Source organism: Tenacibaculum sp. 47A_GOM-205m, from assembly GCF_000518405.1.
Taxonomy (GTDB): Bacteria; Bacteroidota; Bacteroidia; order Flavobacteriales; family Flavobacteriaceae; genus Polaribacter; species Polaribacter lutimaris.
The window spans coordinates 154,083-172,783 of the sequence record NZ_JADN01000003.1 but is presented as its reverse complement, the minus strand read 5'-3'; the positions used below and the strand labels follow the sequence as shown (position 1 = coordinate 172,783).

Sequence of the window (18,701 nt, the reverse complement as noted above, 5' to 3'; positions counted from 1 at the left end):
TGAGAATTACTAGATTTTCCCTGTAGAATAAACTTAATCTTTGCCATATCGTTTTTCAACAAAGATAACAATATTTAGTCAGCATTTAGTCAGCCATTCATTTATTCTATTTTATCTTATTTAATAAATAAGTAAACAAAAAGCACCAAAAACCCCGTATTTATTAGTATTAATGTTTTTCAATAATAAAATAGAATTAAATAAAACAAAGTATTGTAGTCTCGGCGTCTCCACTTTTAATCCTTACAAACCCAGTGTTTGTAAGGGTTTTTATTTTTAAACCATAATAACCCATTTCTTCACTATCAATACAGTTAAAACTATTTTAATTCAACATATGCTTTCTTCCATTTTTTTTAACGTTTCCTCTTCTTACCTTAAATGAATTATTAAGTATTTTTACAAACTGATTGTTTAATTAGTGAAGTTCTTAAACAGGCACCTTAACCTTGTTCAGTTTTTAAAGACAATTTTCTAACTAAAAAATCAACCTAATTTTTTATTATTCAAATTATATTATGAAAAAAACAAGCCTTTTTTTAATTGCTTTTTTAATCTTACTTCCTGCTTCATTATTTGCCAATGAAGGAATGTGGTTTTTAATGCATATCAAACGTTTAAACGAACGTGATATGCAAAAAATGGGACTTCAGTTAACAGCTGAGGAAATTTACAGCATTAACAACCAAAGCCTTAAAGATGCTATCGTTCAATTTAACGGTGGTTGTACTGCTAGTATTATTTCAGATAACGGTTTAGTACTTACAAACCACCACTGTGGTTATGATGCTATTGCAGAATTATCTTCAGAAGAGCAAAATCACCTTAAAAACGGTTATTGGGCTAAAACATTAAAAGACGAACTTAAACCAGAAAGTCTTTTTGTAAGGTTCTTTGTTAGAATGGATGATGTTTCAGAACGTATCCTATCTAAAGTAAACGATTCTATGACAGAAAAAGAACGTGAAGCTACTATTAACAAAGAAATTGCTAAAATCGAAAAAGAAAACAACGAAGGTGGTAAATACACAGTTTCTGTACGTTCTTTTTTCCAAGGTAATGAATATTACTATTTTGTTTACGAAGATTATAAAGATGTACGATTAGTAGGTACACCTTCTGATAAAGTTGGTAAATATGGTGGAGATACAGACAACTGGGAGTGGCCTCGTCACACAGGAGATTTTTCTTTATTTAGAGTGTATGCCGATGCTAAAGGAAATCCTGCTGAGTATTCTGAAAACAACGTACCATTAAAAGCAAAATACCACTTACCTGTAAATATTAAAGGGGTAAAAGAAAATGATTTTGCAATGATTTTAGGATATCCTGGTAGAACAAACCGTTGGATGCCAGCTGAAGGAATCGAGCAAAACGTAAACTACGCATATCCTGCTTGGGTAGAAGGATCTAAACTTAGTATGGATGTGATGAAGAAATATATGGATGAAGATGCATCTATCAACTTAATGTATGCTTCTCAATATGCTAGAATTGCCAACTATTGGAAGAACAGACAAGGTATGATTGACGCTTTAACAGCTCATAAAACTGCCGAAACTAAACGTAAAGTTGAAAAGAAATTTGACAAATGGGCTAACAAAAAGTCTAACAAAGCTACTTACGGAAATGTTGTTACTAACATTAACAATTACTACAGCTTAACCAACAACAAGGCAAAACACGACAACTACTTAATGTTATTATTACGTTCTAGTAAATTCGCTGTTTTACCATATCAAATTGGTAAAGGATTAGAATCTTATATTAATGCTAACGAAGCTGCTCGTAAGAATTTAATGCCTAGATTGAATGCTTTTATAGAAAGTAGTTACACAAACTACCATTTACCTTTAGAGAAAGAAATTTTAGCTGAGCAACTTAAGTTATATGCAGCTAAAGCAAATTACGAATTGCCTGAGATTGTAGCTAAAATCGCTAAAGATGGAGACATTAATGATTATGTAAATTCTATTTTCGAATTAAGTATTTTTACATCTAAAGAACGTGCAACAGCTTTCTTAAAATACCCAAATAAAGAATTGTTAGCTAACGACCCATTATATATCTTATCTTCTCAATTATTAGGTAAATATAGAGAGCAACCTGAAAACTTAATACAACCTTTAAACGATTACCAAAAGTCATTTAGATTATTAGTAGATGGTTTACGTAAGTCTGGTTTAAGTAATATTAAATATCCAGACGCTAACTCTACTTTACGTTTAACTTACGGAAAAGTAAGAGCATTACCTAAAGACCCTAGTAACGATGCTAGCATTAACAACTACACAACGTTAAAAGGAATGGTAAAAAAATACAAGCCAAACGATAGCGAATTTGATTTATCTAAAGATATGTTAGACATCTATGAGAAAAAAGATTACGGAAGATACGCTAACAGTAAAGGTGAATTACCTGTTAACTTCTTGTCTGATAATGATATTACAGGAGGAAATTCTGGTTCACCAGTTTTAAACGGAAAAGGTGAATTAATCGGTTTAGCATTTGATGGTAACATTGAAGCAATGGCTGGCGATGTTATTTTCGATTCTAACTTACAACGTACCATTAATGTGGATATTAGATATGTACTTTGGTTAATCGACAAATATGCCGGTGCTAAACGTATTGTAGACGAATTATCTATTGTAGAATAATTTAAATTATTATTAAAAATAATAAGAACCGCAACCAAATTGGTTGCGGTTTTTATATTCTATTAGATTGCAACTAACTTTCTTTTTTCTGAAAAAAGTTTTCACTCTGTCATTTCATTAATAATCTCTAACGCTTCAAGCCCAATATTACGTGCTTTAATTTGATTATTAAAATCTAATTCTTTCCATAAAGAAATAGGCAACTTTTTTGCTTCTTTACTTAAAGCCTCTAACTTATTAAACACTTCTTTATTTTCAATTATGTTTTTTTGCTTTAGTACTAATTCTAATCCTATTGAAACATCATTTATCAAGTAATAATCCCTTAAATCTGTATTTTCAACTGATAGCTTTGAAATAATAATCTTCATGTTAAATATTTTTAAAATTCATAAAAGACAAATAACTAAAGAACTTACTTCTTAAAATAGGACACTAAATTAACCCTAAGGAAAATATCTTTTTATTTATAGAATAGCTTACTATATGGCACTCCTACAACAAAAAACGCAACCAAATTGGTTGCGTTTTTTCTATTTTATATAGTTTTAAAACTATTCTTCTTTAAACAATTGCTCTTTATAAGCTGCTTTTTGCACTTGAGCTCTTTTAGTTACAGAAGGTTTAGTGTATTGTTTTCTCTCTCTCAACTCTTGTAAAACTTTTACATCTCTAAACTTACGTTTATAACGTTTTAAGGCTCTGTCAATATTTTCACCTTCTTTTACAACTATTCTTAACATATGATGTGATTTTAATTATTAGACATTTTAATTTTAAATCATACAAATTATCTCACAGTACTACACAATGCAGCCTGTGATTTTATACGATATTATTTTAGATTAAAAATTCTATTGAAAATGCTTTATAAAGCAACTGAAGACTAAAAAACTGAAGTAAAAACAGATAGATAGTACAAAGACTCGTAGATTTTCTCCTGAAAAAGGAATAGAACATTAATACCCTACAAAGGTAGGGTTTCTTTATCGGCTCTACAAGAATTCCGAGTTCTAATTCTATTTTGATAAAAAAGGCGTTATTATTTCTGATTACTATTACTTAGTACCCTATCCAATACATTTGTTTATATTTAAATAAGTCAACCCCTTATACAAAAAAGCTTTACTTAAAGGGTAAAAGCTTATGTATAGTTCGAGAATCGAATAGTTTTTTTCGATGAAACATAAAAAAAGCTGTATCAAGAAGTTTATAAATTATATTCTCAATACGTTTTTATTCCGTTTCATTCCACAAAAAACACTCAAATTAATTATAACTAACTTATCATGAATTATATTAAAACCAAAACAAGCTGTATAGTTATCCCCCGTAAATTAAATTTTATAAATTATTTTTTAACTTTTGATAAATACTTTCTATAAACATACTTAGTCGGTGTAAAAACTGTAAATTTATACTTGTTTTCAATCTGATTTGATTTTTTGTTATTTGAAATCACAGACACCTGAATAATATTTTCTGTTTTTTTATTGACATATATTTTCTCTAATATATTTTCTGTTTTTATCTTGGTCTCAACCAAAATAAAGTCAGGGTATTTCAAATCACTATTTAATTCCTTAAAATAATCTTCCTTTATATTTTCCACGAATACCGTGTTCGTTTTTTTGGACACAATAAATCCTGCAACGACATCTTTTTTATTAACAAACGAAATGGTATCTGTTTTGCTATTTGTTTTAGCACGGAGGAAAGAGAATTGATTTCCATACATGTACTCTTGAAACTCTTCTAAATTTAACTGGTTTAACTTAATCAGGTTTTCGAGCTTAAGATTTTGTGCATGTCCCTTTGTAAAAGATAAAATGCAAAGAAAAAATAGTAAGATTAAATACTTGTATTTCATCATAATTAGTCTGTTAAACGGTTTAGTCTAAGTTTCAGTTTAGTTATTAATTTATAAAAACAATGACCACAAAACTTAGCTATTTGTAGCCATTGAATTCACATCTTCTCAGTAAAAGTTAATTCTTTGTAGATCGTTCATAACTGAACCCTCCTCCATTATCATATATAGACCAAGCTGTAAATTTAATATCTATGTAAATATTATCAGTTATTAAATGAACAACCAAATCTTGATTCACTATACTATCCGGGTACGGGTAACTATTTTTCATGTCTTCCCAGTATTGAAAAGTTAAGCTCCCAATATCTGCTGTTGTTCCAATTGCCCATTGAGTATCTGATGGAGGGTTTAAAGCCCTAGTATAATAATCTTCTACCGCAATATTAAAAATACCATGATAATCTGCTCTAGTAATCCAAACATTGTCAGTTATCCTATCTTGGTTTGCTTCTTGTGTCCAGTCAGCATTATCTTCTTTTGTAAAAGTAATTTTACTCCCCTGCCAAACGGTATTAGGATTTAGAGTGGCATTTGTATCATCAATATCATCTGAATTAGAAACGAAGTTTTCTGGCTGAGTACATGATAATTGAGTTACTTCAGAGTTCCCAAAGCCATCTTTGTCACTATCCTCATACCAAACAGACTCAATACAAGAGTCATCACTATTACTGCATGAACTAACGGTAAAGACTATTACTAGTATTGCTAGTATTTTAATTTTCGTCATTTTTATAAATTTAATTGATTCAGCTTAATCTAATTTTCGATCTTTAAGTTTTGTTTTTTAACTTTAGTAAAAAATAAATAGCAAAAAAAACAGTAAGACTAAGCACTTCTATTTCATCATAATTAATTTGAAAAAAGAGCTAAAATCTCATTTGTTATTTTAGCTCTTTTAAGTTTAATAAGTAAAAGACTACTTTTTATTTGGATTATGCTTTAAGTTGTTCTCCATATCAAGATACTCATCATCGCTTTTCAATTTATAACCTTTTACACGAGCTGTAACAAAAAACCTTTTACGTTTTTGATCAACCATAAATACAGGATTCAACACACCATCTGCTCCACTTTTTATAGCTGCCTTTTCTGCTTCCATAAAAGCAGCCTCTTTTAATTGATCTACTGTGTATTTTTTAAACCTTTTCTTGTTCACCACAGTTCCTGTAAATGGTTTCTCAATCAAACTATAATCACTTCTTTTTAACTTTGAATCTACTCGTTGAGTTTGAGAATTAATTCCAGTTTGATATGGTGTCACACTACCACAAGAACCTAACATAGTCGTTGCTAAAATCAGTATTGTTAATCTTAGAAGTACTTTTGTTTTCATCATTTTTTTAATAATTAGTTTGTTAAACATTTTTTAAGAATTGAATTTTGTTAAATTATACATGAATAAATACAAATGTTTTTTGTTTGAATTTATAGGTTCAAATGTACAGGTGTTTCATTATTTCCCTTTGGTAAAAATCATGCAAAAACTTGGTGTTTTTTACGCATTCTTCAATTAAAAAAAACCATAAAACAATAAATACCAGACACATAAAAAAAACAGACTTGATAAGTTTAAAAACTTATCAGGTCTAAAATTTTGTAAAATTAATACGCTAAATGATGTGTTTTATCTTTTTACCGAAGAAGGCGAAAAGCCAAAATGTTTTTTGAAAACCTTACTAAAATAAACTGAATCTTTAAACCCGACTTCCCAAGTAACATCTGCTACACTCTCACCGTTTTTCAATAGTTCAACAGCCTTTTCTAAACGAATATTACGGATGAAGTCGGCAGGAGTTTTTCCTGTGATAGTTTTAAGCTTTCGAGTAAGCTGACTTACTGACAGAAATACGTCTTCTGCCAAAACATTTACCCCAAACTGTAAATTGGAAATATTTTTTTCTACTGATTGTGTTATATCATCTACAAATTTTCTATCTCTGCTATTCAATTCTGAAGTTTCTTCTGCCGTAGGAATAGTATTTCCTTCAAATTTTTTACGGAGCAATTCTTTAAAACTCAAAATATTTCTTACACGGAGCTTTAGCTCGTTCAGTGAAAAAGGTTTAGTCAAATAATCGTCAGCTCCTGTTTCCAAGCCAATAAGTTTATCTTTTTGTTCTGCTTTTGCAGTCAATAACATAATTGGAATATGAGAAGTAACCACATTACTTTTTAGTGTTTCACACAATTCAAAACCATCTGTGTCAGGCATCATAACATCACTGATAATCAAATCGGGTAATAATTCTTGTGCTAACCTAATTCCGTCTTTACCATTTGACGCTTCTAAATAACAGTATTCATCTCCTAGATTTTGAACTATGAAGCTCCTTAATTCAGATTGATCTTCCACAACAAGCACCAAAGGAAGCTCTGTACCTCCTTCTTCATCATTAGTAATATTGTTTTCTTCTTTAATTGGAAACGCAATATTTTGAGGAGTTGATGCTGTACTTTCGACATCTTCAGCCTCTGAACTTTCTAGCCAAAAAGTAAAAACACAACCTCTTTCGGAAGGAGATTCTACCATAACATCACCTCCGTGCAGCATTACCAACTCTTTAACCAAAGCTAGTCCGATACCTGAACCAGCATAAGCACGTTGTCCTGGTTCATCCACTTGATAAAAGCGATCAAAAATTTTAGGTAAATGTTCCGCTGAAATACCTTTTCCTGTATCAGAAATACTTACAAACAACTTGTCATCCTTATAATCTATAGTAGCCTTTACGCTTCCTCCATAAGGCGTATATTTTATAGCATTAGAAATTAAATTAGTTATAACAACAGCTAAAGCTTCTGGTGAGTAGACAAACGAGGTTTCAATCAAAGTTTTTGCTCTTTCGGTTTGTTGCAGTATAAGCGAAATTCCGTGTTGTTCTGCATACGAATGAAAAGATTGTACCAACATACTTACTTCGTTCAGTACATTTCCTTTTTTGTATTTCAACTTATATTGTCCGCTTTCCATTTTCGAGAGGTCAAGCAACTGATTGATTAAAGTAAGAAGCCTTTTTCCGTTTTGTTCCATTTCATCAAAATGAGAAAAATCTTCTTTCCGCCCGTTTTCTTTTAATACTTCTAGGTGTCCGTTAATTAAAGTAAGCGGTGTTCTAAACTCATGTGAAATATTTGTCAAAAAACGAGATTTAAACTGCTCGGTTTCCTTAATAGTTTCCACCTCTCTACGTTGCAATTCCAGGTTCTGTTTCTCTACTTTTATTTTTTTATTTCTCAACCTGAAAGAATAAACGCTAAAAAAGGCTAACACTACCATAACCCCTAAACCTGCATACGCTACGTTGCGCTGTAGTTTTTTAGTTTTAAGTTCTGCTTGGATAACTGCAGTCTTTTTCTCGTATTCGTACCTTATAGATGCTTGTAGACTTTTCTTTTCGTTTTCTTTGTTAATTAAGCTGTCGCGATATACAATGAACTGCTTGTGGTTTTCGTAAGCATTTTTATAATTACCTAGGGCGCTATCTGCTAATGTAAAATTGTAATAAACGTCTCTGATAAGACTATTCATTCCTATTTCTCTAGCAAGAGTTAAGGCTTTTTCGAGGTGTTGATTAGCAGAAGCCAGTTGGTTTAATTCTATTTTAACAAGCCCAATATTATTATTAGCTCGTGCTATTCCCGATTTATCCCCTATTTCTTCACTTATTTTTAAAAATTTAAAATAATTTTCCATTGCTTCGGGGTACTTACCTTGCTCTTTATAAATAACTCCAATGTTATTATAGGCACCTGCTATTTCCTGCTTAATACCCAGTTCTTCTTTTATTTTTAAAGATTTTAATTGATTCTTCAAAGCTTCAGAGTACTTACCTTGAAGTTGATAAACATTCCCGATGTTATTGTAAGACATCCCTATTCCATGTTTATTCCCTATTTCTTCATACATTTTCAAGGCTGCAAAGTAATTTTTTAGTGCTTCTGGATACTTACCTTGATTTTTATAAATAATCCCAATGTTATTGTAAGCATTAACAATTCCTTTTTTATGTCCGAGTTCTTCAAATCTTTTTAAGCATTCAAAATAACTTTTTATAGCTTCAGGATAGTTCCCTCTATACATATTAGTAATCCCGATGTGGTTATATAAATTTGCTATCCCCCATTTATCATCAATTTCTTTAGATATTTTTAAGCCTTCGAAATAATTTTCTAGAGCTTCCGGGTACTCGCCTTTGTACACATTAGCAATCCCAATGATATTGTAAGCATTTACTTCATCAATTTTAAAACCTAGCTTTTTTGATATTTTTTTTGCTTTTTGAGCATAGCTTATCGCTGAATCTAATTGCATTTCCCTTACCAAAAGATGAGCAAGTGTGTTCATTCTGATTACTGTCAGACTATCTGAAAAAGATTGTTTATCAAGAATAGCCGTAAGCGAGTCTATCTTTTTTTGTTGAATCTGACTTTTTTCTTGCGCAAAGAGTGTAAGGTTGATTAAAAAAGTAAAAAATAATATACTATAACGAATGGTGTAGGAGCTAAACATAGTTAATCTTTTTCAAAAGACTAAATTAAATAAAAAACTAGTTGAAAGAAAGGTAATATAAAGGCTTGTCGATTTTTTTTTGAAATAGGGATAAAAGATTAACGCGCCTGAAAATCAAGGTTTATTTATCCGCTCTATAGGGTTGTAGAGGCTTCTTTTTCGATAAAATAAAAACGCTACCATTTGGTAGCGTCTTCTTATTAAATTGTTTCTCCTAATTCTTTTAGTTTAGAAGTATTTTCTGCGAGCATTAACTCGTCTATAATTTTCTGAATATCTCCATTTACAATGTTTGATAAATCGTATAAGGTCAATCCAATTCTATGATCGGTTACACGTCCTTGAGGGTAGTTATACGTTCTAATTTTTGCAGAACGGTCTCCTGAAGTTACCATCGAACCACGTTTTGCAGCATCTGCTTCCTGCTTCTTCGCCAACTCCATATCGTATAAACGAGAACGTAATACCTTAAACGCTTTCTCTTTGTTTTTATGCTGCGACTTTTGATCTTGACATTGCGCCACTAACCCAGTGGGAATATGCGTTAAACGTACTGCTGAATACGTAGTGTTTACCGACTGACCTCCTGGTCCTGATGAACAGAAGAAATCGATACGTACATCTTTAGGGTTGATCTCTACATCAAACTCTTCTGCTTCTGGGAATACCATACAGGTTGCTGCTGATGTATGTACACGTCCTTGAGTTTCTGTTTGTGGTACACGTTGCACACGGTGTACACCTGCTTCAAACTTTAACGTTCCGTATACATCTTCTCCTGTAACTTCAAACTGAATTTCTTTAAATCCACCATTAGTTCCTTCAGAAAAATCTACCGTAGAAACTTTCCACCCTTTACTTTCACAGTATTTGGTGTACATTCTAAACAAATCACCTGCAAAAATACTCGCTTCATCTCCACCAGTACCCGCACGTAATTCTACTACAGCGTTTTTAGAATCTTCTGGATCTTTTGGAATTAATAAAAACTTAATCTCTTCTTCCAATTCAGGAATACGAGTTTTTGCTTCATCCATTTCCATTTTCGCCATTTCAACCATTTCTGCATCCGAACCGTCTGCTATAATTTCTTTGGCTTCTTCTATATTGTTTAATAAAGTTTCATACTCGTTTGCTTTTTTTACAACCTTTCCTAAATCTTTATATTCCTTATTTAATTGTACATAACGTTTCTGATCAGAAATAACATCTGGTTGGATGATTAAGTCTGAAACCTCATCATAACGTTGTTTAACTATCTGTAATTTATCTAGCATAGTATCTTTTCTTGGGGTGCGAATTTACGATTTTTTATCTAATTTTATTCATATCTTTAGTTCATTAAGTCTTTTGTTATGCGAATTTTAATCTTATTTTTTATTTGTACACTACTTTTTTCTTGTCAGCAAGAAAAGAAAATCACAAAACCTACTTGGTTGTTTGGTAAATGGGAACGTGTTCATAACGAAGCTGATAAAAGGACTTACGAGTTTTGGGAAAATGATTTTTCTGGAATTGGTTTTTCCTTACAAAAAAACGATACTGTATTTAAAGAGATCTTACACATCATTACTAAAAACGATTCGTTGTTTTTACAAGTAACTGGTGTAAATGAAAATCCTACTTTATTTGCCTTTACACAACAAACAGATACTTCTTTTACTGCGGAAAATAAACTGAATGAATTCCCTACTTCTATCCATTACTGGAAAGAGAATGGTCAACTAAAAGCTACCGTAGCTAACGATGAGTTTTCTATTGATTTTGTTTTTGATAAAATGAAATAAAAAAATCCTCAGATTTCTCTAAGGATTCTATATTACTTTTATCTTGTTGAATTAATATTCAAAAGTTCCATATTCACTTTTAATAGTTAATTGCTTTTTATCAGACGCCTCTACTCTACCAACAACTTGTGCGTTTACATTAAATGATTTTGAAATAGCAATGATATCTTCTGCTACTTCTGGAGATACATATAATTCCATTCTGTGACCACAATTAAAAACTTGATACATTTCTTTCCAATCTGTTTTTGATTGTTCTTGTATTAGTTTGAATAATGGTGGAATTGGAAACATATTATCTTTTACAATATGTAAGTTATCTACAAAATGTAAAATTTTTGTTTGTGCTCCTCCTGAACAGTGAATCATTCCATGCACATCTTCAGAAGAATATTTTGATAAAATTTCTTTAATAATAGGTGCATACGTTCTTGTTGGTGACAACACTAACTTACCCGCATCAATTGGTGAATCTGCTACCTCATCTGTTAGTTTTGTATTTCCTGAATACACTAAATCTGACGGTACAGATGCATCAAAACTTTCTGGGTATTTCTCTGCTAAATATTTATGAAACACATCATGACGTGCAGAAGTTAATCCATTACTTCCCATACCCCCATTGTATTCTTTCTCGTAAGTAGCTTGTCCGAAAGACTCTAAACCAACAATTACGTCTCCTTCTTTGATATTTGCATTATCAATTACATCAGCACGTTTTATACGAGCAGTTACTGTAGAATCAACGATTATTGTGCGAACTAAATCTCCTACATCGGCAGTTTCACCTCCTGTTGAATGAATCGTTACTCCGAATCCTTTTAACTCATTAATTAACTCTTCTGTTCCGTTAATAATTGCTGATAAAACTTCTCCTGGAATATTGCTTTTATTACGTCCGATTGTAGATGACAACATAATGTTATCTGTAGCACCTACACATAATAAATCATCAATATTCATGATTAAAGCATCTTGAGCAATACCTTTCCATACAGAAATATCTCCTGTCTCTTTCCAGTACATGTAAGCTAAAGACGATTTTGTTCCTGCACCATCAGCATGCATTATTAAACAGTAATCATCATCATTTGTTAAGTAATCAGGAACTATTTTACAAAAAGCTTTTGGAAATAATCCTTTATTAATATTCTTGATTGCGTTGTGTACATCTTCTTTAGATGCCGATACTCCGCGTTGTGCGTAGCGTTTAGATACTTCGTTACTCATGTGTTGTGTTGTTGTTGCCGCGAAATTACTTTAAAAACAGGAAACTATCAAAGTAAATATTGTTTTTTACTTCGTCTTTCATACAATACGGTATCTCTCCACACTCCATCTAATTCTGCTATTTTTTCTCGATAACCTATCTTTCGAAAGCCATATTTAACATGTAGTTTAACACTTGCTTCGTTTTCGGGAAATAAACTTGAATATAACGTCCAAATACCATTGTTTTCTGAAGATTTTACAACAGCATCCATCAATAAACTTCCTATACCTTTTCCTAATACTCCTAACTTCACATAAACACTTACTTCTGCTACTCCTCTATATTCAAATCTTGTTGATACTGGGGCTATAGCACACCAACCTAATACCTTGTTATCCTCAATAGCTATAAACCGAGTATGTTGATGATGTGAGGTGTTCCATTCCTCCCAACTAGGAACTTTTGTTCTAAACGTAGCATTTTTTGTAGCGATACCTTCTTTATAAATTTCAGCTACTTCCTTCCAATGATTTTGAGTAAGTTTAACTACCTCTATCATATTATTTACCTTAAACTATTTAGTTCAATGTTTTTTTAAAGCATATACTTGATTCTACAACTTTATAAGGGCCATAGTTTGGTATAACATCATATTCATTTTTCTTATACAAATGTACCGCTGGCTGCATGGTTTTACTAGTTTCTAAAACAACAGAGCTAAACTTCTCTTCTCTTGCCCATTCTTCCAGTTCTTTTAAAATCAAGGTTGCTATATTTTTTCCTCTGTATATTGGTTTAACGTACATACGTTTAACCTCAACAGTTCTATTATCAATTCGCTTAAAAGCACCACAACCTGCCGCTACCTTGTTTATGTAACACACCACTACATACTGTAGTTTATCTATCGTGTTAAATTCCTTAAAAAAAGTATTTTGATCGCCGTTAATTCCTGAGAGGTATTCGTCTAGTTCTTTTACTAGACGAATAAAACTCTCGTGAGTGGAATTTAACCTTTCTAAACTTATTTTATCACTCATTACCTAGTAAACAATAACTCTCTATACTTAGTTAAAGGCCAAAGGTTATCATCAACCATTAACTCTAACTTATCACAGTGATAACGAATTTCGTCAAAATAAGGTTTTACTTTGTTACAATATGCATCTGCATTTTTCTGCCCTTCCAGCTTATTGGCTTTTTTGCGTTCTTCAATCATATCTTCAACTTTTGAATTTATTTCAGCAATATGAAGCGATATTTTTTGAATTAAATCGATTTGCTCATTGGCATATTTTTCAAAATTATTTCCAAAAATCTCTTTCAATCCTCTTACATTTTCTATCAACGTATTTTGGTATTGAATAGCTGTTGGTATAATATGATTTCTAGCGATATCACCCAATACTCTACTTTCTATTTGAATCTTTTTTGAATACTCTTCTAATTCAATTTCATGTCGTGCTTCAACTTCTACTTTATTCATTACTCCCATTTCTTCGAAAAGTGAAATTGCTTTCTTAGAAATTTTTGCTTTTAAAGCTTCTGGAGTTGTTTTATTATTTGATAAACCTCTCTTTTTTGCTTCTTTTTCCCAAGCTTCTCCATACCCATCTCCTTCAAATCGAATACTTTTTGATGCTTTAATATATTCTCTTAACACATTAAATATCGCCTCATCTTTTTTAAGTTTCTTTGTATCAATTAACTTATCAACCTCTTCTTTAAATTCATTTAATTGTCTAGCTATAATCGTATTTAGTACTGTCATAGGTCCTGCACAGTTAGACCATGAACCTACAGCACGTAACTCAAACTTGTTTCCTGTAAAGGCAAAAGGTGAAGTTCTATTTCTATCTGTATTATCTAATAAGATTTCAGGAATCTTACCTACAATATTTAGTTTTAGATCTGTTTTTTCTTCTGGTGATAATTTTCCTTTGGTAACGTTCTCTAATTCATCCAATACCTCAGATAATTGTGAACCTATGAAAACTGATATGATTGCTGGTGGCGCTTCATTTGCCCCTAAACGATGATCGTTACTTGCACTTGCTATAGACGCCCTTATTAATTCTTCATAATCATGAACCGCTTTAATGGTATTTACAAAAAAGGTTAAGAATTGTAAATTCTTCATTGGAGTTTTTCCCGGACTTAATAAATTAACTCCTGTATTGGTAGATAAACTCCAGTTGTTATGCTTTCCTGAACCATTAATTCCTGCGAACGGCTTTTCATGGAATAACACTTTAAATTTATGACGTTGCGATACTTTTTCCATGACATCCATTAATAATGAATTATGGTCTACCGCTAAATTGGCTTCTTCAAAAATTGGTGCTAATTCAAACTGATTCGGCGCTACCTCGTTATGACGCGTTTTAACTGGAACACCTAACAGCATACATTCATGTTCTAAATCACGCATAAAGTTCAATACTCTTGTAGGTATTGATCCAAAATAATGATCATCTAACTGCTGACCTTTTGCCGGAGCATGTCCTAGCAATGCTCTTCCTGTCATCATGATATCAGGGCGTGCCGCTGCTAATGCCGTATCAATTAAAAAGTATTCTTGTTCCCAACCTAAGGTTGCGTTTACTTTTGTTACATTCTTATCAAAATACTTACACACTGCTGTAGCAGCAGTATCTACAGCTTGTAACGCTCTTAATAATGGTGCTTTATTATCTAACGCTTCACCTGTATATGCTACAAAAACTGTTGGAATGCATAAGGTAGTACCATAAATAAATGCTGGTGATGTTGGATCCCATGCCGTATAACCACGTGCTTCAAAAGTATTTCGGATTCCTCCATTTGGAAAACTAGAGGCATCTGGCTCTTGTTGCACTAACTGACCTCCTCCAAACTTTTCCATCGCACCTCCATCAATAGTTTCAAAAAATGCATCGTGTTTTTCTGCCGTAGATCCTGTTAATGGTTGAAACCAATGTGTATAATGTGTTGCTCCTTTAGATAAGGCCCAATCTTTCATACTTACTGCAATTTGATCTGCAGTTGTTCTATCTATCTTCGTCCCAAACTCAATTGCATCCATAACACTTTGGTAAGCTTCTTTTGTCATATGTTGACGCATCGCTTGTTCGTTAAATACGTTTTTGCCAAACAATTCCGAACGACGTTCTTTTTCTTCTAAAACGATAGGTTTTCTATGTAAAACCTCTTGTAATGCACTGAATCTTAAAACTGACATATATAATAAGGTATAAAAGTTAAACATTTCAAAAATACATAATTTTTTATCTTCAAAACACATACCCCTAAAAAAACAGGGGTCAAATTAACTTAAAGTTAATTTTAAACAATAATACCCCTAAAAATTTTGCTCTAATAAAAAAAATACTCACTTTTGCATCGTATTTAATTCCATAACAACACAAAAACAAAAATCATGAGTAAATCAAAATTAGAATACATTTGGTTAGATGGTCATGAACCAACTCAAAACATGCGTAGTAAAACTAAAGTTGAAGAAAACTTTAGCGGTAAATTAGAAGATTGCTCTATGTGGTCTTTTGACGGAAGTTCTACTGAGCAAGCATCAGGAGGAGCCTCTGACTGTTTATTAAAACCTGTTGCTATTTATCCTGATCCTGCGAGAGAAAATGGATACTTAGTAATGGCTGAAGTTTTAAATGCTGATGGAACTCCACACGCATCTAACGCTCGTGCTACTATTGACGACGACAACAATGATTTTTGGTTTGGTTTTGAACAAGAGTATTTCTTAATGGACACTAAAACTGATTTACCTTTAGGATTCCCACGTGGTGGATTCCCTGGACCTCAAGGAAAATATTACTGTTCTGTAGGTGGAAGATACACTTGGGGAAGAGATTTTGTTGAAGAGCACGCTGATTTATGTATCAAAGCAGGATTAAATTTCGAAGGAATTAATCAAGAGGTTGCTCCAGGACAATGGGAGTTCCAATTATTCGCGAAAGGAGCTAAAAAAGCTGGGGATGAAATTTGGGTAGCTCGTTATTTATTAGATCGTTTAACTGAAAAGTACGGTTACTACATTGAATACCATCCAAAACCAATTAAAGGAGACTGGAACGGTTCTGGTATGCACGCTAACTTCTCTAACACTACTTTAAGAACTTGTGGTTCTAAAGAAACTTATGAAGCTATTTGTGAAGCATTCAGACCTGTTGCTGAAAAGCATATTGATGTTTATGGAGCTTATAACGATGAGCGTTTAACTGGATTACATGAAACTGCTCACGTATCTGATTTCAGTTATGGAGTTTCTGATAGAGGTGCTTCAATCCGTATTCCTATTATCACAGTTGAAAAAGGATGGAAAGGTTGGTTAGAAGACAGAAGACCTGCTTCAAATGCTGATCCATATAAAGTAGCTGGAAGAATTATCAAGACTGTAAAAAGTGCTAAGATATAATTAACATACACCAACAACACAACTAACTAAAAAAAGCCGCTTAAAAGCGGCTTTTTTATGTCTTGATTTTATCTTTATGAGATTGTTAGATATACAAAAATGATGTAAGAAGCCAACAATAAAACTCCATCTCTCCACCCTAAACGTAATCCTTTAGGAATAAACACTAACGGTAATATTGCAAACGAAACACCTAACATCCAATAAATATCATTATTAATTAAACTATAAGCATCTGGTTTTACTTCTATTGGAGTAATCATTGCCGTAATTCCTAATACAGCTAAAATATTAAACACATTAGACCCTACTAGGTTACCCAATGATATTGCTTTTTCTTTCTTTAATACTGCAATAATTGATGCAGCTAACTCAGGAACACTGGTTCCTACCGAAACAACTGTAACTCCAATAATCGCATCACTCACTCCAAAATGTTGTGCCATAGCTACCGAACCATTAATCAATAATTCTGAACCACCCCATAATCCTACTCCTCCAATAGCTAAAAACAACACTATTTTATACAATGGTAAATCCTCATCATCTTCAGGCATTTCATCAACAACTGCTTGCTTTTGAAAACGTAAAAGGTAAATTAAAAAAACTATAAGTGTTGTAAACAGAATCACTCCTTCATAAAATTGAATTGTTTTATCATTTACAATAAAAAAATACAACATAATAGAAGCAATCATCATCACTGGCCAATCAGTCTTGTAAAAACTTTTTTCTACATCAATTGATGATAGTATTACTGTTATACCTAATACTAAACCTAGGTTAGCTATATTAGACCCAATTACATTTCCTACAGCTAATCCTGTAGCTCCATCTAAAGCTGACTTTATACTTACTATTAATTCTGGTGCTGAAGTAGCAAAAGACACTACCGTCATACCTATTACAATTTTTGGTATATTTAGTTTTAGCGACAAACCTACCGCTGCTTTCAACAGCCAATTTCCTCCTAAAACCAACAATGTTAAACCAATAATAATGTATAGAATGCTCATAAAATATTTTTTGGGCGAAGATAAGATTTTTAGCAAGCAAATATGAAAACAAATTCAGCTACTACCTCTAAGAAAAATGTTAATTAACAGTCTTTTTTAATCGTTTAGTTTTTGAGCTATAAACCTTATACCCTGTGATTAATAAAATTAAAGGTACCAAACCTGATATGAACACTAAGACCCTACCTAATACCCCAACTATTTCTCCTATATGTATTGGATAAAACTGAGCTGCTATCCTATTATTATTTGGATCAAAATCAAAACTTGATAACGTTCGTAACTTACCTTGTTGATTTAGCTCCATTTCTTTTGTTCTTCTAAATCCTGATTTGATAAATCGATCTTTTATATATCTTAGTTTATAAACTCCTAAACTGTCTTTTGGATAATAAATAGCTCTTAATACATATTTCCCTTCGGTTTGTAATACTGCCTCTTCCAAGGAAAAAATCTTATCTTGTTTAGCTTCATCATCCAAGATTGTTTTATCTGAACCATTAAAAATAGATAAAGCTGATTTATAGGTTTTATGATACGTGAAGTAACCTCCTGTAAATGCAATTATCATTAATGGCAGCAAAAAATAAATTCCGAATACTTTATGTAAATTGAAATGAAAACGTTTCTTTTTAGGTTTCCACTTCATCGTAAATCCTTTTGATAGATTATTTTTATATGCTTTCCACCACATATAAACCCCTGTTGTTAACAAGAAGAAACAGAATAACAAAGCACTTGTGCCTATAATATACTTACCTATTGTAGGTATTCCTAATGTACGGTGTAACTTCAGAAGTATTTCAAAAAACTGTATTGACACCGATTTTTCACCTAAAAAAACTCTTGTTTTCGGGTGATAATACAATGTTTTTCCGTTTTTATAATTTATTGAAATTGTTTGCTGCTCTCTGTAAGGCAAAAAAACTTTATTTACTTTTCCTTCATTCTGCGCAGCTAAAAAATACGCAGAATTTAAAATTGTTTTTTCTTTTATTTTAGAAAAATCTTCAACCTTTAATAATTTGGAATTCAATAATGAAGTTATTTCAGGTTGCCAAACATACAATGATCCCGTTAAGCCTGAAAATGATGCAATAATCCCACAGCTAAGACCCAGCCATAGGTGTATTTTCCAAATTATTTTATGTATCTGCTGCAATTGATATCTTTTATTTTTAAAACCCAGAGTCTAAAATAAAATAGACAC

Annotated in this window: 16 protein-coding genes; 3 read left to right on the top strand and 13 right to left on the bottom strand. The window is 32.0% G+C overall.

The features are described 5' to 3' along the window. The first annotated feature begins 518 nt into the window (after positions 1-518). A complete protein-coding gene (locus N534_RS0100855; RefSeq protein ID WP_028890672.1) occupies positions 519-2,660 on the top strand; it encodes a S46 family peptidase in 2,142 nt (713 codons plus the stop codon). Positions 2,661-2,761: 101 nt separating this feature from the next. Here the strand turns inward: N534_RS0100855 and N534_RS0100850 are convergent, their stop codons facing one another. From N534_RS0100850 to prfA, 7 genes are all read right to left on the bottom strand, one after another. Next, positions 2,762-3,031, bottom strand: coding sequence for a hypothetical protein (locus N534_RS0100850; protein WP_028890671.1), 270 nt, complete (start codon positions 3,029-3,031; stop codon positions 2,762-2,764). 183 nt (positions 3,032-3,214) lie between these two features. Further along, positions 3,215-3,403: a 30S ribosomal protein S21 gene (rpsU, locus tag N534_RS0100845; RefSeq protein WP_028890670.1), complete on the bottom strand. Its 189-nt coding sequence runs from the start codon at positions 3,401-3,403 to the stop codon at positions 3,215-3,217. A 608-nt stretch (positions 3,404-4,011) separates the two neighbouring features. After that, the gene (locus tag N534_RS0100840; RefSeq protein ID WP_028890669.1) at positions 4,012-4,533 is read right to left on the bottom strand and encodes a hypothetical protein; all 522 of its coding nucleotides are present in this window, start codon (positions 4,531-4,533) and stop codon (positions 4,012-4,014) included. A 115-nt stretch (positions 4,534-4,648) separates the two neighbouring features. Then, positions 4,649-5,263, bottom strand: coding sequence for a hypothetical protein (locus tag N534_RS0100835; protein ID WP_028890668.1), 615 nt, complete (start codon positions 5,261-5,263; stop codon positions 4,649-4,651). 189 nt (positions 5,264-5,452) lie between these two features. Continuing rightward, positions 5,453-5,872, bottom strand: coding sequence for a hypothetical protein (locus N534_RS0100830; protein ID WP_147418485.1), 420 nt, complete (start codon positions 5,870-5,872; stop codon positions 5,453-5,455). A 288-nt stretch (positions 5,873-6,160) separates the two neighbouring features. Next, positions 6,161-8,881 carry a tetratricopeptide repeat protein gene (locus tag N534_RS0100825; RefSeq protein WP_028890666.1) on the bottom strand — a complete coding sequence of 907 codons (2,721 nt, stop codon included), beginning with the start codon at positions 8,879-8,881 and terminating at the stop codon, positions 6,161-6,163. A gap of 365 nt (positions 8,882-9,246) precedes the next feature. Next, the gene (gene prfA / locus N534_RS0100820; RefSeq protein WP_028890665.1) at positions 9,247-10,323 is read right to left on the bottom strand and encodes a peptide chain release factor 1; all 1,077 of its coding nucleotides are present in this window, start codon (positions 10,321-10,323) and stop codon (positions 9,247-9,249) included. Positions 10,324-10,401: 78 nt separating this feature from the next. Here prfA and N534_RS0100815 point away from each other — a divergent pair, with 78 nt between their 5' ends. Further along, positions 10,402-10,833 carry a DUF6265 family protein gene (locus tag N534_RS0100815; protein ID WP_028890664.1) on the top strand — a complete coding sequence of 144 codons (432 nt, stop codon included), beginning with the start codon at positions 10,402-10,404 and terminating at the stop codon, positions 10,831-10,833. A 51-nt stretch (positions 10,834-10,884) separates the two neighbouring features. Here the strand turns inward: N534_RS0100815 and N534_RS0100810 are convergent, their stop codons facing one another. Genes N534_RS0100810 through N534_RS0100795 form a run of 4 tightly spaced genes read right to left on the bottom strand, consistent with a single transcriptional unit; the run spans position 10,885 to position 15,266 of the window. Further along, entirely contained in the window at positions 10,885-12,063 is a 1,179-nt protein-coding gene (locus tag N534_RS0100810) for an AIR synthase related protein (protein ID WP_028890663.1), read from the bottom strand. 47 nt (positions 12,064-12,110) lie between these two features. Next, positions 12,111-12,605 (bottom strand): GNAT family N-acetyltransferase, encoded by a 495-nt coding sequence (locus tag N534_RS0100805; protein WP_038005165.1) that lies wholly within the window; start codon positions 12,603-12,605, stop codon positions 12,111-12,113. A gap of 19 nt (positions 12,606-12,624) precedes the next feature. Beyond that, positions 12,625-13,086 carry a GNAT family N-acetyltransferase gene (locus tag N534_RS0100800; RefSeq protein WP_038005162.1) on the bottom strand — a complete coding sequence of 154 codons (462 nt, stop codon included), beginning with the start codon at positions 13,084-13,086 and terminating at the stop codon, positions 12,625-12,627. Then, positions 13,086-15,266: a glutamine synthetase III gene (locus N534_RS0100795; RefSeq protein WP_028890660.1), complete on the bottom strand. Its 2,181-nt coding sequence runs from the start codon at positions 15,264-15,266 to the stop codon at positions 13,086-13,088. The genes N534_RS0100800 and N534_RS0100795 overlap by 1 nt, the downstream gene beginning before the upstream one ends. 198 nt (positions 15,267-15,464) lie before the next feature. On the opposite strand from N534_RS0100795, the gene N534_RS0100790 reads away from it, so the two are divergent. Next, complete coding sequence (locus tag N534_RS0100790; RefSeq protein ID WP_028890659.1) at positions 15,465-16,475, top strand: glutamine synthetase beta-grasp domain-containing protein; 1,011 nt, start codon at positions 15,465-15,467, stop codon at positions 16,473-16,475. Between the two features lie 74 nt (positions 16,476-16,549). On the opposite strand, the gene N534_RS0100785 is transcribed toward N534_RS0100790, so the two are convergent. Together N534_RS0100785 and N534_RS14205 are read right to left on the bottom strand one after the other, a co-directional pair. Continuing rightward, on the bottom strand, positions 16,550-17,491 hold the full coding sequence (locus N534_RS0100785) for a calcium/sodium antiporter (RefSeq protein ID WP_028890658.1): 942 nt from the start codon (positions 17,489-17,491) through the stop codon (positions 16,550-16,552). Between the two features lie 79 nt (positions 17,492-17,570). After that, the gene (locus N534_RS14205) at positions 17,571-18,653 is read right to left on the bottom strand and encodes a PepSY domain-containing protein (RefSeq protein ID WP_051435803.1); all 1,083 of its coding nucleotides are present in this window, start codon (positions 18,651-18,653) and stop codon (positions 17,571-17,573) included. Positions 18,654-18,701: the final 48 nt, after the last annotated feature.